The 14,839-nt window shown below is 51.8% G+C and carries 12 protein-coding genes; 2 read left to right on the forward strand and 10 right to left on the reverse strand.

Translation table 11 applies throughout. The features are described from left to right. The first annotated feature begins 173 nt into the window (after window positions 1-173). Window positions 174-704: a cytochrome b gene (locus HMPREF2952_RS02710; RefSeq protein ID WP_079453682.1), complete on the forward strand. Its 531-nt coding sequence runs from the start codon at window positions 174-176 to the stop codon at window positions 702-704. A 157-nt stretch (window positions 705-861) separates the two neighbouring features. Continuing rightward, window positions 862-1,866, forward strand: a complete 1,005-nt coding sequence (pdxA, locus tag HMPREF2952_RS02715; RefSeq protein ID WP_049335780.1) for a 4-hydroxythreonine-4-phosphate dehydrogenase PdxA — start codon at window positions 862-864, stop codon at window positions 1,864-1,866. A gap of 191 nt (window positions 1,867-2,057) precedes the next feature. Here pdxA and HMPREF2952_RS02720 read toward each other — a convergent pair whose 3' ends face one another. The 10 genes from HMPREF2952_RS02720 to galE form a co-directional block, all read right to left on the reverse strand. After that, complete coding sequence (locus tag HMPREF2952_RS02720; protein ID WP_004519091.1) at window positions 2,058-3,053, reverse strand: S49 family peptidase; 996 nt, start codon at window positions 3,051-3,053, stop codon at window positions 2,058-2,060. Window positions 3,054-3,107: 54 nt separating this feature from the next. Next, complete coding sequence (locus HMPREF2952_RS02725; protein ID WP_004519090.1) at window positions 3,108-4,130, reverse strand: lysozyme inhibitor LprI family protein; 1,023 nt, start codon at window positions 4,128-4,130, stop codon at window positions 3,108-3,110. A 105-nt stretch (window positions 4,131-4,235) separates the two neighbouring features. After that, a complete protein-coding gene (gene gltS / locus HMPREF2952_RS02730) occupies window positions 4,236-5,450 on the reverse strand; it encodes a sodium/glutamate symporter (RefSeq protein WP_004519089.1) in 1,215 nt (404 codons plus the stop codon). Between the two features lie 217 nt (window positions 5,451-5,667). Next, window positions 5,668-7,074 carry an SEL1-like repeat protein gene (locus tag HMPREF2952_RS02735; RefSeq protein WP_004519087.1) on the reverse strand — a complete coding sequence of 469 codons (1,407 nt, stop codon included), beginning with the start codon at window positions 7,072-7,074 and terminating at the stop codon, window positions 5,668-5,670. A gap of 348 nt (window positions 7,075-7,422) precedes the next feature. After that, on the reverse strand, window positions 7,423-8,682 hold the full coding sequence (locus HMPREF2952_RS02740; protein WP_049335783.1) for a capsule biosynthesis protein: 1,260 nt from the start codon (window positions 8,680-8,682) through the stop codon (window positions 7,423-7,425). A gap of 136 nt (window positions 8,683-8,818) precedes the next feature. Then, window positions 8,819-10,933, reverse strand: coding sequence for a capsular polysaccharide biosynthesis protein (locus HMPREF2952_RS02745; protein ID WP_004519084.1), 2,115 nt, complete (start codon window positions 10,931-10,933; stop codon window positions 8,819-8,821). 34 nt (window positions 10,934-10,967) lie between these two features. Then, the gene (rfbC, locus tag HMPREF2952_RS02750) at window positions 10,968-11,507 is read right to left on the reverse strand and encodes a dTDP-4-dehydrorhamnose 3,5-epimerase (RefSeq protein ID WP_070695296.1); all 540 of its coding nucleotides are present in this window, start codon (window positions 11,505-11,507) and stop codon (window positions 10,968-10,970) included. Between the two features lie 53 nt (window positions 11,508-11,560). Then, window positions 11,561-12,427: a glucose-1-phosphate thymidylyltransferase RfbA gene (gene rfbA / locus HMPREF2952_RS02755; protein ID WP_004519082.1), complete on the reverse strand. Its 867-nt coding sequence runs from the start codon at window positions 12,425-12,427 to the stop codon at window positions 11,561-11,563. A 73-nt stretch (window positions 12,428-12,500) separates the two neighbouring features. Further along, window positions 12,501-13,568 carry a dTDP-glucose 4,6-dehydratase gene (gene rffG, locus HMPREF2952_RS02760; RefSeq protein ID WP_049335785.1) on the reverse strand — a complete coding sequence of 356 codons (1,068 nt, stop codon included), beginning with the start codon at window positions 13,566-13,568 and terminating at the stop codon, window positions 12,501-12,503. A gap of 116 nt (window positions 13,569-13,684) precedes the next feature. After that, on the reverse strand, window positions 13,685-14,701 hold the full coding sequence (gene galE / locus HMPREF2952_RS02765; RefSeq protein WP_070695248.1) for a UDP-glucose 4-epimerase GalE: 1,017 nt from the start codon (window positions 14,699-14,701) through the stop codon (window positions 13,685-13,687). Window positions 14,702-14,839 lie beyond the last annotated feature (138 nt).

A 14,839-nucleotide genomic window follows, 5' to 3' on the forward strand; every position in this document is an offset into this window, starting at 1 on the left:
ATTCCTGCCCTTGTTTTCAGACGGCCTGTGTAGCTTTACGGATAAAACCGCCGTTTCTTCAAATTTTCCAAACATTTACGAAATCTCTTCAAAAAGGCAACATAATTGGTTGGGTATTTTTGATACAATCCGCCGCTTCAAAAAATCAAATAAATCAAAAACAAGGAAACATTATGACCGCTACACGTCCACAAACCTATGATGCCGTCGCGCGCGCGTTGCATTGGCTGACCGTACTCGGTTTCATCGGCATCCTCTCCACCATTACCGTTTGGACCATCTATGATGGCGAAGAATGGGTCAAATCGCTCTTTGGCGTGCATAAATCCATCGGTTTCATCACGTTGCTGGTGATTATCGTGCGCATTGTTTGGGCCTTGCTCAATGCGTCCAAACGTCCTGCCGCCGACAGCTTTGCCGCCAAAGCAGGCCACCTTGCCCTTTACGTCTTCATGCTCGCCGTTCCCGTTATCGGCATGATCCGCCAATATGGCGGCGGCCGTGGCCCGTTGAAAGTATTCGGTGTCGAAGTGATGCAGGGTTCGCCTGAAAAAATCGAATGGATGTCCAACCTCGGCAATATGGCGCACGGCAAACTCGGCTGGCTGCTCTTCGCGCTGGTCGCCGGCCACATCGCCATGGTTGTTGTCCACCGCATTCAAGGCCACGACGTTTTATACCGCATGATCGGTCGTCGTTCTTAAGTGTAAAACGGTAAACAGCCAAGGCCGTCTGAAAACAGTTTGATCAAGCAAAAACTGTTTTCAGACGGCCTTTTTGTATTTGTGTTAATCTGCAAAAGTAGGGCAGGCATTTTGCCTGACTGTTGTCTAAATACTGTAAACCGTACCGAGAAACACCATGACTGCTCCTATTCTCGCCATTACATCCGGCGAACCGGCCGGCATCGGCCCCGACATCTGCCTTGATTTGGCTTTCGCCGACCTTCCTTGTCGCCCCGTTGTTTTGTGCGACAAAAACCTGTTGGTAAACAGGGCCGAACAGCTCGGCAAATCCGTCATTTTGCGCGATTTTCAAGCTCAAGCGGCTGAACCGTTGCCCAAGGGTGAACTCGAAGTTCTGCATATTCCCTTAGATGCCGAGTGTCGGGCGGGCGAACTCAATCCTGCCAATGCCGCGTATGTGCTCCGACTGCTGGATACGGCGTATCAGGGCATTTCAGACGGCCTGTTTGCCGGTATGGTTACCGCGCCGCTGCATAAAGGCATCATCAACGATGCCCACGCAGACAACGGCTTTTTCAGCGGCCATACCGAATACCTCGCCGAAAAAAGCCATACCGAACAAGTTGTCATGATGCTGACCGGCGGCGGCCTGCGCGTGGCGTTGGTTACCACCCATCTGCCGCTGAAAGACATTTCCGCCGCCATCACGAAGCCTTTAATCGAGTCGGTTGTCCGCATTCTTGAACACGACCTGCGCCATAAGTTCGGCATAGCCAAACCGGTCATCCTCGTTACCGGCCTCAATCCCCATGCCGGCGAAGGCGGCCATTTGGGACACGAAGAAATCGACACCATTATTCCGGCGCTTCATGCCCTGCAGGCCGAAGGCATAGACGCACGCGGCCCTTATCCGGCTGATACTGTGTTCCAACCTTTTTTACTCAAAGATGCCGATGCCGTCCTCGCCATGTATCACGACCAAGGGCTGCCGGTACTCAAATACGCCGGTTTCGGCGAAGGCGTGAATATCACCCTCGGCCTGCCCTTTATCCGCACTTCCGTCGACCATGGCACGGCCTTGAACTTGGCAGGTACGGGCAAAGCTGATTCTGGCAGCCTGATTACCGCCGTCCGCGCCGCGCTTGATATGTCGCACAATATGCAGAAACAGGCCGTCTGAAACGTAGAGGTTTAATCGTTTGTAGGCGTAATGTGTTCCCGTAAAAGCATCATCAGGGAGCATCTGCATGCTGATTTGATGAAGTCGATGGATGTTTGGACAATAATCAGCGTTTTATTTTAAAAACCATATAAAAAAGGCCGTCTGAAGACCCATGTTTTGGGTTTCAGACGGCCTTTTGGTTTTTTGGTTTACCAAATTTCAGACAAAGTTTCTTTGACTTTGGCCTTCACTTCCGCACCGAAGCGACGGCTGAGCATTTTGCTGAAATCGTCTTGCGGCGTGTAGTTGACCAGCTCGGGGGCTTTGACAACATCGCGGGCAACGCTGTAAATGCTACCGAAGTCGTCAATCAGGCCGACCTGTTTGGCTTCTTTGCCGGTGTAGATGCGGCCGCTGAAAATATCGGGATACTGTTTGTCTTTCAACCTTGCGCCGCGGCCGAGTTTGACGGCTTTGATAAATTCTTGGTGAATATCGCCCAACATGGTTTCCCAAATTTGGGTTTGTGCCGGCGTTTCAGGCGTGAAAGGGTCACCCATGCCTTTGTTGCTGCCGGCGGTTTTCAGACGGCGTTTGACACCGGCTTTGTCCATCAGGCCGGTAAAGTCGAAACCGCCGCCGATCACGCCGATGCTGCCGACAATACTGGAAGGGTCGGCGTATATTTTGTCGGCTGCGGCGGCAATGTAGTAGCAGCCGGAAGCGCACATGTCTTCGGCAACGAGGTAGACCGGGATGTCTTTGTGTTCGGCTTTGAGGCGGCGGACTTCGTTAAAGGCCGTGTTGGACACGACAGGCGAACCGCCGGGGCTGTTGGCACGAATGATGATGGCTTTGGCGTTACCGTTTTCGTAGGCGGCTTCCATGCTGTCGCGCAGGATTTGGACTTGGTCGTCGATGTCGTTGCCGATTTCGCCGGTCAGGTCGATAACGGCGGTGTGTTCGCTGCGGGCTTGGATGCTCGTGGTTTTTCCTTCTTCTTCCGCAAGGCCGAAGATTAGGCTGAGGAAGATGAGGACGGCGACGCCGCGCCAGATATTGCGCCAAATGCGGGCGCGGCGCTGTTCTTGGTAGGCGGCGAGGAGGACTTCGCGCAGGGTGTTGCGCTCCCAGTTGTCGACGGGGGTGGAGGCTGAAGAGGGTGTGTTTTGGGCATCGCCTTCACGGTGGATTCGGTATTGCATGATGTGATGTGCTTTCTTGTAGGCCGTCTGAATGTTCAGACGGCCTTATCGGTTTTAGTTGATGGAATAGCCGCGCAGGTATTGCGTACGTTCGCGGGTCATACGGGTTTCACACTGCAGGCGCAGGTATTCTGCTTGTGCGGCGTTGTCTGCGGACGCGGCGGCTTGTTGGCAGTTGAGTTTTTTGCTTTGAATCCAGGCGCGTTGTTCGCCGAGGATTTGTTGTTTGACATCGCTGTCTAAGCCGCCCCAGAGGTCGTTGATCTCGCCGTCTGCCTGACGGTTTTGCGCGCGCGCGTTGTCGAGTTCGCTTTGGCTGAGGCCGGGCGGCTCGTTGCGCGGAGTTTCACGGTCAGGGTGCAGGACTTCGTAGTCTGAATCGTCGTCATTATCGGTCAAACCGACGGCTTGGCTGGCGGCGTTGTTTTCAAGGATGTCTTGCGGATTGAGGGTGGGTGGTTCTTCCGTGTTTTGGTTTTGCAGCAGTTTGATGGCCTGCTCTTTGGACACGGGTTTGCCGTCTATCATGACGATGCTTTTCACGCCGTAGGGCAGCAGGGTGGCGGAAAGGGTTTGGGCGGTGGAACTCAGGGTATTGTCTTCGAAAACCGGTTTGCCGTCTTTATCGGGGGTGTAGAGCAGGGTGGTGCTGAACGTGTTGTTTTCAAAAGTCAGGTTGCTGCCCATCAGTTTTTGTTCGAGCATGTCGGACAACGGGGTGTTGCCGTAAATCAGCGGGCTGTTGTCTATGGCCGTCTTGAGGATGGTGTCGGGAATGCGGATTTTGAGGTTGGCGCGGCAGATGGCTTTGCCGTCGTCTTCGGTTTCTTTGGGGTCTTCAAGCAGGGTTTCTAATTCGAGGCCGGCGGCGATGATTTTGTCGGCATCGACAAATTGGCGGTTGTCATTGCGGGCAAAGGAGCGCGCTTGTTGTTTGAGGGTGTCTTCGATGGTGGTACGGATGTTTTGCAGTGTGGCCGGTTGGGCGCAATCAAGTGCGGCTTTGGGCTCTTCTTTGCTGCATGCGGCAAGAAGAATCGTGCTTAAAATCAATACGGAAGCGGTTTTTTTGTACATGGGTACTCCTGAAGATGACGGCCTTTCAGACGGCCTGACGTGCTTATCATAACAAAAGCACTTGCAGCAAGTAAATGCGGCAAGTGCTTTTCTATGTCAGACGTATCAGCCTTTGATGACGCTGATGAAGCCGGAGAGGATGGCGGCGTTGAGCAAGTCAACGAAGAACGCACCCACCATAGGTACAATCAAGAAGGCTTTGTGAGACGGGCCAAAAGTTTGGGTAATGGACTGCATATTGGCAACGGCAGTCGGGGTGGCACCCAAACCGAAGCCGCAGTGACCGGCTGCCAATACGGCAGAGTCGTAATCGCGACCCATGAAGACGTAGGTAACGAAAGTGGCGTACAGAATCATCACGACGGTTTGTACGGCCAAGATGATGGTTACAGGGCCTGCCAGACCGGTCAATTCCCACAGTTTCAGGTTCAGAAGAGCCATAGACAGGAAGAGTGACAGGGAGGCGTTACCGAATACGTCGATGGCACGGTCAAACATATTGACTTTGAAGGCGGCAGTCAGGACGTTGCGGATGACCACGCCTGCAAACAGACACCATACGAATTTAGGCAAGTCGAAGAAGGCTTTGTCGTAGCTGTCCACGATTTCGGCAAAAGCCAAACATGCGGCAAACATCGCGAGCGTTTCGACAGCGGAGTCAGCCGTAATCAGGCGAGTGCGCTGTGCTTGTTCGAAGATGTCATCAGTAGCATCGTTGTCGTCGGATTTGGCAGTTTTGACGATAGGTTTACGGCCCATTTTGTTGATCAGACGGCGTGCAACAGGACCACCGATCAAACCGCCGAATACCAGGCCGAATGTTGCAGAAGCCATACCTAAGCCGGTTGCGCCGGTCAGGCCGAATTTGCTTTCAAAGTCAGGACCCCATGCACCGGCGGTACCGTGACCACCGGTCAGGGTAATCGAACCGGTAATCAGGCCAATCAGCGGATCCAAGCCCAATGCGCTCGCCAAGCCGACACCGACAAAGTTTTGGACGATGATAAATGCGCCCACCACGGCGGTAAAGATAACCAAAGGCAAACCGCCCGCTTTCAAACGGGAGAAGTCGGCGCTCAAACCGATGGATGTAAAGAAGATGAGCATGAACGCATCTTGCAGCGGTTTTTCAAATTTGAAGCTGACGCCGTAGGCTTCGTGCAGGGCGAACAGGACGATAGCGGCAACCAAACCGCCGGCGACCGGCTCGGGAATATTGAAGTCTCGTAAGAATTTGATTTTTTGAACCAGAAATTTACCAACCAGCAACACGAGTGTGGCGGCAATCAGTGTGTAATAACTGTTGAATTCCCATTCCATGTTGTTTCACCTCCTAGAAATGTTTTTCCGAGCATCCGTTTTTGTTCCGGATGTAGTGTGTTTCAACGCTTGGCGTTATCCGCCGAGTGTCATGGTATTGATGCGCGGGCAAGGTGTTTTCAGAAAGAAATGAAAACAATGACGTGTCCGTGAAAAATAACTGGCAAATATTAGGGGAATAGTTAAAGATTGTCAAAAAATGCGAGTGTAAATATTTTCAGACGGCCTTTTGACCGATGGCATGGTGCACTTCGCGGCGCCATTGTTCTAATAGGGATGTTAATGATTCGGCCGAAGTGTGGCCGTTGCTGATGGCGGCCTGCAGCCAGTAGCAGGCGGTCGGAACATGACAGCCGACACCTTGCCCGTGATAGTAAAAACAGGCGAGGTGGTATTGGGCGGAAGGGTGGTTTTGTTCGGCTGCGATTGCGTACCAGTGGGCGGCCGCCCGAGGGTCTTGCGCCGTACCGAGGCCGTAATGGTAGATGCGGCCTAAGGCTGCCGCCGCGTTTTTATGGTGGAATTCGGCTGCTTCCATGTAATTCTTGCGCGCGGCATTGTAGTCTGCGTAGCGACCGATGGCGTGGGCTTGTGCTTCCGCCAAACGGTAGATGGTTCCGATTTGTTGCTGTTGCAGGGCGGCTGTTTTGATTTGTTCGTATTGTTGCGGATGGTACAGTGCGGCGTCGCTGATGAGTTTTTGTGCCGCGGAGGCAGAACCTAACGTGGCGGCACGGTGGTAGTAATCGTGCGCGATATGGTTGTCGGCTTTGATGCCGAGGCCGTAGCGGTAGAGGTCGCCCATGATTTTCAGGGCTTCGGGATGGTTTTTTTCGGCAGCGGCTTTGGCGTAGCGTGCCGCTTGGAACGGGTCTCGTTCGGAAAGTTCGCCGGTCAGGGCGTATTGGGCCAGCTTGGCCTGTGCTTCCGCTTGTTCCTTATCGGCGGCACGACGATACCATTCTAAGGCTTCGGGTTTGCGTTGGGCGGCAAGAAGGTCGGCCAGCAGGGTTTGTGCGGCGATGTGGCCGGCTTGCGCGGCTTGTTCGAGATATTGTTCGGCTTGTGCGTGGTTGTGGCTGACGCCTGTGCCGTAGAAGTAGATTTGACCGAGTTGCCAGCAGGCAGCAGTCACACCGAGCGTGGCCGCTTTTTCGTATTGTTCGATGGCTGTTTCAACGTCGCCTTGGCGTTGATGATGGCGTGCCAGATGGTAATACGCAGGCGCAGCATATCGGGCAGCGGCAAGCTCCGCCCAGTAGAGGGATTGTGGATCATTGCGCTGTGCGTGGTAACGCATGAGGATTAATTGGGCTTCGAGGTGACCTTGCTCACCCAGCCAGGCGTATTCGTTAAGAAGCTGTCCGGTCGGGGTGCCGTTGTATTCGCGTTGTTGCAGCAGGGTGAAGAGTGCCATGGGGTGGCGTTGGGCAGCGGCGGCTTCCAACCATGAAAGTGCCTGCTCCAATTGGCCGTTTTGCAGCAGATGGTTGCCCAATGCGAAAGCAGCTTCCGCATAACCCTGCTCTGCCGCCTGTTGCAACAGGGGCAGGGCTTGGGCGGTATGGGATTGTTCCAAAAGGGCGGCGGCTTGCCGGTAGAGGATATCAGGAGCGGCGGTCATGGTTTGCGGGCGGATATAAAGTGGAAGACGGATGCTGTGGCATATGGGCGGCGATACCGGTTGAGGGCTTTGTAAAAATATTGCTCGGCATAGTTTTGCTGGCTTATCTTTAGGATGCTTAGCTTGTTATATTGTTTTGCCTAGGGGCATCCATATTTTGTGTGTTACAAAAGGCTCAGCTTGAGTCGGTATGCGCTCATGACAGCTCGGTCATTATACTGTCTTTGTAATTTATTGTTAATGATAAATGCAGGTTTTTGTGTTTGATTTACATGGAAGTAGCCAAGGTATTGATTGCTTCAGGCCGTCTGAAATATTTTCAGACGGCCTGAACTTTCCTTCGCTAAGTCAGGTTGTCGGTATGGAAGAGTCGGATGTGTCTTTGTTGGGGAAAAACACCTGACTGTAGAAGTTGCCGTTAATTTGGGTCACGTTGAGGTGGTACATACGGTAGGCATGGAACAGGTCGCTGTCAGGCGGTGTCGGATGATTCCAAAATTCTGCCAAGGTATTTTGGTCGGTTATGCCGGGAATATCATAATAGGCACGGCCGAGAACCTTAACTGGCATATTGTGAATCAGGCCGGACAGGCCGCTGGTGCTGTTGATGGTAACCATGCCGAGGCCGTGGCGCAGGAAAACGGGCAGGGGGACATCATGGACGTAAGTGATACGGCCTTTGAGTTTGGGGTGTTTTTTGATAAAGCGTTTGATGTCGCGCGAGTAGTCGATAAAGCCGCGGTCCATCGGATGATGCTTGATGATGAGGTTGGTATCGGCAGGCGCGTGCGCGGCAAAGGAGGCCAAAATATGGAGCAGGAAGCTGCGGACGCTGGAAAAGTCACAATGGATGCGGACTTGGCTGTCGTTGAATACCTGCAAGGGAACAATAAAAAATTTGCCGTATTTGCCCGCCTCCACGCGTTTGGCGATTTGGATGTCTTCAATATAGTAGTTCAAACGCTTGAGGATGGAGATCGACCACAGTTTGAGGTAATGGCCGGCATTGGATGCGCGGTGGTGGATGTAGTTCGGGTACTTGTTCGGGTTGCGGAACAATTCGATATAGTAACGGACGGCGTTTTTGGCCATGGGCATAAACCCGCCGCGTACCGGCGTCGGCGCTTTGTATTCTTGCTGTGCCAGCTTGGGGAATTGTTCCAAAAAAAAGTCGGCACGGCGCGGTAACGGGGAAAATGCGTTGACGCCGTCTTTTTCTAAGGTGATGTAGTAGGGGCGGAAATAACCTTCTTCAAACGCCCAGAAACCGACTTGGTTTTCGTTTGCAATGCGTTTTGCAATGACGTGATAAGGGCGTGTGTCGCCAAAGCAGACAACCGCCTGGATGTGATGTTGAACGATGTATTCTTGCAAAAATTCAGGAAAGGCATCGTAGTTGTCGTTAAAAACAACGGTATGAGCTTGAGTGGGCGGATAAAAATAGTCGTCGCCTGCATTAAAGTTGAATTTATGTACGGTTTTGCCGTTTTCAGTCAGCCAATTGGCAAGGCGCAGAAAAAAATCGCCGACAGGACTTTGAAGCAGCAGGATATTTTCTGCGCTTTCAAGCAGGTTTTGCAGGTTGTTTTTGAGGACGGTCTGTTTCATGTCGCAATGTGGTTTTGTTTTTTATGTAATAGTTTTGAGTTGAACTTTCAAGCATACGCCAAGCGTATTAACGATGCAAAGGCAATGATGCCGCAATTGAAGCTGGTTTATGACGCATTGTTAACTTTGATGGTGTTTATTTGAAAGATCGATATAGTTGTTTGATTTTACCTAATTTTTTAGCAAAGTACCCGCGATGTAATCCGTTGTTGTTTTTTTGCATATTTTTTTGTCGTATCAGGATTTGGGCAGCGGTTTCCGCATTAATGGCCTGATGGGTTTCGGGATGGATATAGTCGGGGTAGTGGATGAGCGTGCCGGCAATCAGCTGCCAAAGCTCAAGCCTGCGGCTGCGGCGCGGAATGGGGAGCAGATCTTGGGTAAGTCCCCAACCTGCGTAAAAAGGCAGACCGTAGCAGCTGACTTTTTTGCCGCGCAACAAGGATTCAAAACCAGTCAGCGAAGTCATGGTATGTATTTCGTCTGCGTATTGGAGACAGGTCAGGATATCGGCTTGTTCGACGGTTTGGTCGGCATATCGTGCCGTATCTTCAGGGGAAATATGGCCGATGCGGTTACCGCTGACTACATCTGGATGCGGTTTGTAGATGATATAGGCATCGGGATTGCGTTCGCGTACGGTACGGAGCAGATCCAGATTGCGATAGATTTGGGGCGAACCGTAGCGGATAGACGCATCATCTTCAACCTGGCCGGGAACGAGGATTACGGTTTTGTTGGTTGACGGGACCGTGAAGTCTGAGCTGCCGACGTTGTATTTACTGATGTGGTTTTCGGTCAGCATTTTTTGCAGCTTCAAGGCCGTCTGAAAGTCCTGGTCGTCGAAGTTTTGGTTTTGGAGGATGTGTTCAAGACGTGACGGGGTTTCGGCATTGAAATAAATGCCCATATCGTCGGTAACGAGCGACAGCGGTGGCACTAAATTAGAACCGAGTCCGACCGAGCGGATAAAGCCGTCTTCCATGCGCAGCAGGGGGATATTATGTTGTTCGGCAAAACGGACGATGGCCTCTTTGCCGTTGCCCCAAGCTAGGATGCGTGCATCGTCGGACAGTTTGACCCCTGCCAGTTTTTGGGTGGAGGAGATAAATTTCAGACGGCATGAGGGTACGTTAAAGAACGGTTTGGCAACCGCGCGTTTCCACAAAGACATGCCGACGCAATACAACTCTCCACGCAATTTGTCGTTTTTGCGTTTGACCGTTGCCAGATAGTCGATAACATCAAAGAGGCTGCCTGCTTCGCCGGTATTGGGGTTGAGGTAGCGGCTGTATTGCAGATAGGCTGCTGCGAAGAGTTGCAGCAAGTTGCGGCGGGCGCGGCGTTGGGTTTGAACAAGGCTGCCGATTTGTGGGTGGCGGTCGTCGCTTACGCCCCAGCCGGCATACCACGGCAGGCCGAAGGTGGTCAGTGGTTTGCCGCACAAAAGCGCCTCAAAACCCATTTGCGAGGTAACGCAATAAACTTTATCGACGTTTTGCAACAAAGAAATCGGATTGATGTCTTCTGCCAAAAGATGGGCGCGGTGTTGCTGCGCCAGTTGGGTCAGATAGCCTTGTTTTTTGCCGCACAAAACATCGGGATGGGTTTTTACCCAGATATCGGCTTGCGGGTTTTCATTCAAGGCCGTCTGAAACATCAGTTCAAACGTAGAGGCGTCTGCGCCGCCATATTGGATGGCCATATCGCCGAAGGTTTGGTCGATGATGAGGATGGTTTCGGGTTTGGATGGGGAGTGTAAAGGATGATCGTCTGAAAGCTCGGGCGCGTGATTGTATTTGGACAGGTGGTGTTGCAGGATGAAATCCATCGCCTGTTGCGCCTGAGCCAAGGTTTCAGACGGCATGGTATCGGCGGCGAGAATCAGTTGTTCCAAACGCGAAGGACGTGTGGTGTCGTAGTAGATGCCGATGTCGTCATAGACGATGGAATAGGGCGGATAACCGGCGACACCCAGTCCGAGCGAGCGTAAAAAACCGTCTTCCAACGCAATAAAGGGAAGCTGGTGTTCGGCGGCAAAAGCACGTGCTTTGTGTGTCGTCGGGCGCAAACCCCAGCCGACAACAGTCTCTGCACCTTTTCCGTCTTTGCAGATATGAAACTCAGGCAATAGGGTGGAGAGATGGGGGATTTTGCGGATGCCGCGAGAGGGAATGTAGGCGTTTTTCACAATGCGTTTTCGTCGATTATTGTTATTAATGGATTGTAGGCCGTCTGAAAAGAGGAACATTCTTTCAGACGGCCTGAATTATTTTTAAAACTTTTTAAAACGTGACTGCTTCGGTCAATACTTTGCCTGCCAAGTCTTTAGGCGACAGGTTCGGCTCACCTTGCAACGGCCAGTCGATACCGACGGTCGGATCATTCCAAATCAGCGAGTGTTCGGCTTTGGGGTTGTAATAGTCTGTGCATTTATAGACGAACTCGGCTTCATCGCTCAGTACATAGAAGCCGTGAGCGAAACCTTCGGGTACCCACAGTTGGCGTTTGTTTTCTGCAGACAAGATCTCGCCTACCCATTTGCTGAAAGTAGGGGAGTCTTTACGCATATCGACGGCCACGTCGAATACTTCGCCGACAACCACGCGCACGAGTTTGCCTTGTGTGTTTTCAGTTTGATAGTGCAGGCCGCGCAATACGCCTTTGCTGGATTTGGAGTGGTTTTCCTGCACGAAGGTGCGGTCGCAGACTTGGGTCTTGAACCACTCGTCGCGGAAAGTTTCCATAAAAAAGCCGCGCGCATCGCCGAAGACTTGCGGCTCAAGCAGTTTTACGTCAGGAATGGCGGTATCAATGATGTTCATTGTTTTATCTTTCATCTAAAGGCCGTCTGAAAAGTTTCAGACGGCCTCAAACATTATTTTTTCAACAGGCGCAGCAAATATTGGCCGTATTGGTTTTTCGCCATCGGGCGCGCCAGCTCTTCCAGTTTTTCATCGGAAAGCCAACCGTTGCGCCAAGCAATTTCTTCCAGGCAGGCGATTTGCAGGTCTTGGATGTTTTGTACGGTTTGGACGAATGAAGCGGCTTCGTGCAGGCTCTCGTGGGTGCCGGTGTCCAACCATGCGAAACCGCGTCCTAAAAGTTGAACCGACAATGAACCGTCTTCCAAATACATTTGGTTGAGGTCGGAAATTTCCAATTCGCCGCGGGCGGACGGTTTGATTTGTTTGGCGAACTCGACGACGCGTTGGTCGTAGAAGTACAAGCCGGTTACCGCCCAATCGGATTTGGGCTGTTGCGGTTTCTCTTCGATAGACAGGGCGTTGAAGTTTTCGTCAAATTCAACCACGCCGAAACGCTCGGGGTCTTTGACTTGATAGCCGAATACGGTTGCGCCGTGGGTCTTGGCGGCGGCCTGTTTCAATGTTTGCGTAAATGATTGGCCGTAGAAAATATTATCGCCCAAAACCAAGCAAACATTGTCGTTGCCGATAAATTCTTCGCCGATGATAAATGCCTGTGCCAAGCCGTCCGGACTGGGTTGCACGGCATAACTGATGGAAATGCCGAAATCGCTGCCGTCGCCGAGCAGGCGTTTGAAAGAGGCGTTGTCTTCAGGCGTGGTAATGACCAAAATATCGCGGATTCCTGTCAGCATCAATACGGACAGGGGATAGTAAATCATGGGCTTGTCGTACACGGGCAGCAGCTGTTTGGATACCCCGCGCGTGATGGGGTAGAGGCGAGTGCCGCTGCCGCCGGCAAGGATAATGCCTTTCATGGGTTTTCTCCTGAGTAGTGTGTGTTTGCGTGATTTTCAGACGGCCTAATATGGGAACAGGCCGTCTGAAAACTTATTTTCCGGTGCCTAAACGCTCTAAACGGTAGCTGCCGTTCAATACGTTTTGCCACCAGGTTTTGTTGTCCAAATACCATTGCACTGTTTTGCGGATGCCGGATTCGAATGTTTCTTGAGGTTTCCAGCCCAGCTCCCTGCCGATTTTGGCAGCGTCGATGGCATAGCGTACGTCATGGCCGGGACGGTCTTGTACGAAAGTAATCAAATCTTCATAACGTGCCACGCCGGCCGGTTTTTCAGGAACAAGCTCTTCCAGCAGGGTACAGATGGTTTTGACGACTTCAATATTGGCTTTTTCATTGTGGCCGCCGATATTGTAGGTCTCGCCGACAACACCTTCGGTAACAACCTGATACAGCGCGCGCGCGTGGTCTTCGACAAACAGCCAGTCGCGGATTTGCATACCGTCGCCGTAAACGGGCAGCGGTTTGCCGTCAAGCGCGTTCAGAATCATCAAAGGAATGAGTTTTTCCGGAAAATGGTAAGGGCCGTAGTTGTTGGAACAGTTGGTTACGATGGTCGGCAAACCGTAAGTACGCAGCCATGCACGGACGAGGTGGTCGCTGGACGCTTTAGAAGCAGAGTAGGGGCTGGACGGCGCGTATGGCGTGGTCTCGGTAAACAAATCGTCTGTGCCGTGCAAATCGCCATAGACTTCATCGGTAGAAATATGGTGAAAACGGAAGGCTTCGCGCTTTTCAGACGGCATTTGTTGCCAGTAGGCGCGGGCTGCTTCAAGCAGATTGAATGTACCGACGATATTGGTTTGGATAAATTCGCCTGCCGAATCGATAGAGCGGTCGACATGGCTTTCCGCAGCCAAGTGCATCACGGCATCAGGCTGGTGTTGTGCGAATACGCGGTCGAGTTCGGCGCGGTCGCAAATATCCACTTGTTCAAAAGCATAGCGAGGATTATTGGCTACCTCAGTCAAAGATTCCAAATTGCCGGCATAAGTCAGCTTATCGACATTGACGACAGAGTCTTGGGTGTTTTGGATAATATGACGGACAACGGCAGAACCGATAAAGCCCGCGCCGCCGGTAACAAGGATTTTTTTCATAAGTTTCAGAGGATAGTCAAAATAATATAAACGGATTATAGCAGACAGAAAGTGTGTTTTTCAGATAAAGAGGCCGTCTGAAAACATCTCTTTCAGACGGCCTGTATCAGGTCAACTTAATCGTCGTAGCCATTTGGATTGTTGCTGACCCAACGCCATGAGTCTTCCATCATCTGCGCCAAATCGCGTTTGGTTTCCCAACCGGTCTGCGCTTTGGTGTAGGCGGGATCGGCGTAGAAACAGGCCAAATCGCCATCACGACGCGGTTTGATTTGGAACGGAATGGTCAAACCGGAGGCTGCCTCAAAGGCACGGATGATTTCCAATACCGAATAAGCACGTCCCGAACCCAAATTAAACAGGTGTACACCCGAAACATCGCTTTTCGCCTGCATTGCCGCCACATGGCCTTCCGCCAAATCCATCACATGGATATAGTCGCGCATACCCGTACCGTCTGGGGTAGGATAGTCATCGCCGAAAACCGACAATTGCGGCAGCTTGCCTGAAGCCACTTGGCAGATATAAGGCAGCAGATTGTTTGGGATACCGTTTGGCTGCTCGCCGATCAAACCGCTTTCATGCGCACCGATAGGGTTGAAATAGCGCAACAAAATCACGCTCCAACGCGGATCGGCCTTTTGGATATCCGTCAAAATGCGCTCCACCATAGACTTCGACGTGCCGTAAGGGCTGGTCGTATCTCCCGGTTGCATATCTTCCGTATAAGGCACTTTGCCCGGATCGCCGTAAACCGTAGCAGATGAGCTGAACACAATCTTAAATACACCGGCACGCGCCATTTCTTCAGCCAAAACCAAGCTGCCCGACACATTGTTGTCATAGTATTTCATTGGTTCGGCCACGCTTTCACCGACTGCCTTCAAGCCAGCAAAATGGATGGCGGCATCAATATCGTGTTCTGCAAAGATTTGACACAACACTTCACGATCACGGATATCCCCTTGGTAAAAAGGCACAGACTTGCCAGTAATCTTTTCCAAGCGCGGGAGGATGTTGGCAGACGAATTGCATAAATTGTCAAGAATCACAACATCGTAGCCTGATGCAGTCAGGGAAACTGCGGTGTGCGAGCCGATAAAGCCCGTGCCGCCGGTAACGAGTATGCTCATAGCGTTTTCCTTATACAGAATTGTGGAACAGGCCGTCTGAAAGTGTTCAAGACGACCTATCTATATTTAAAAGTATAAATTATACGAATTGTTTCAGTTGGAAATTGTTGGGTTGCTTACACTCTTATGCAAAACGGC

The organism is Neisseria sp. HMSC068C12 (assembly GCF_001814095.1).
GTDB classification, from domain to species: Bacteria; Pseudomonadota; Gammaproteobacteria; order Burkholderiales; family Neisseriaceae; genus Neisseria; species Neisseria perflava.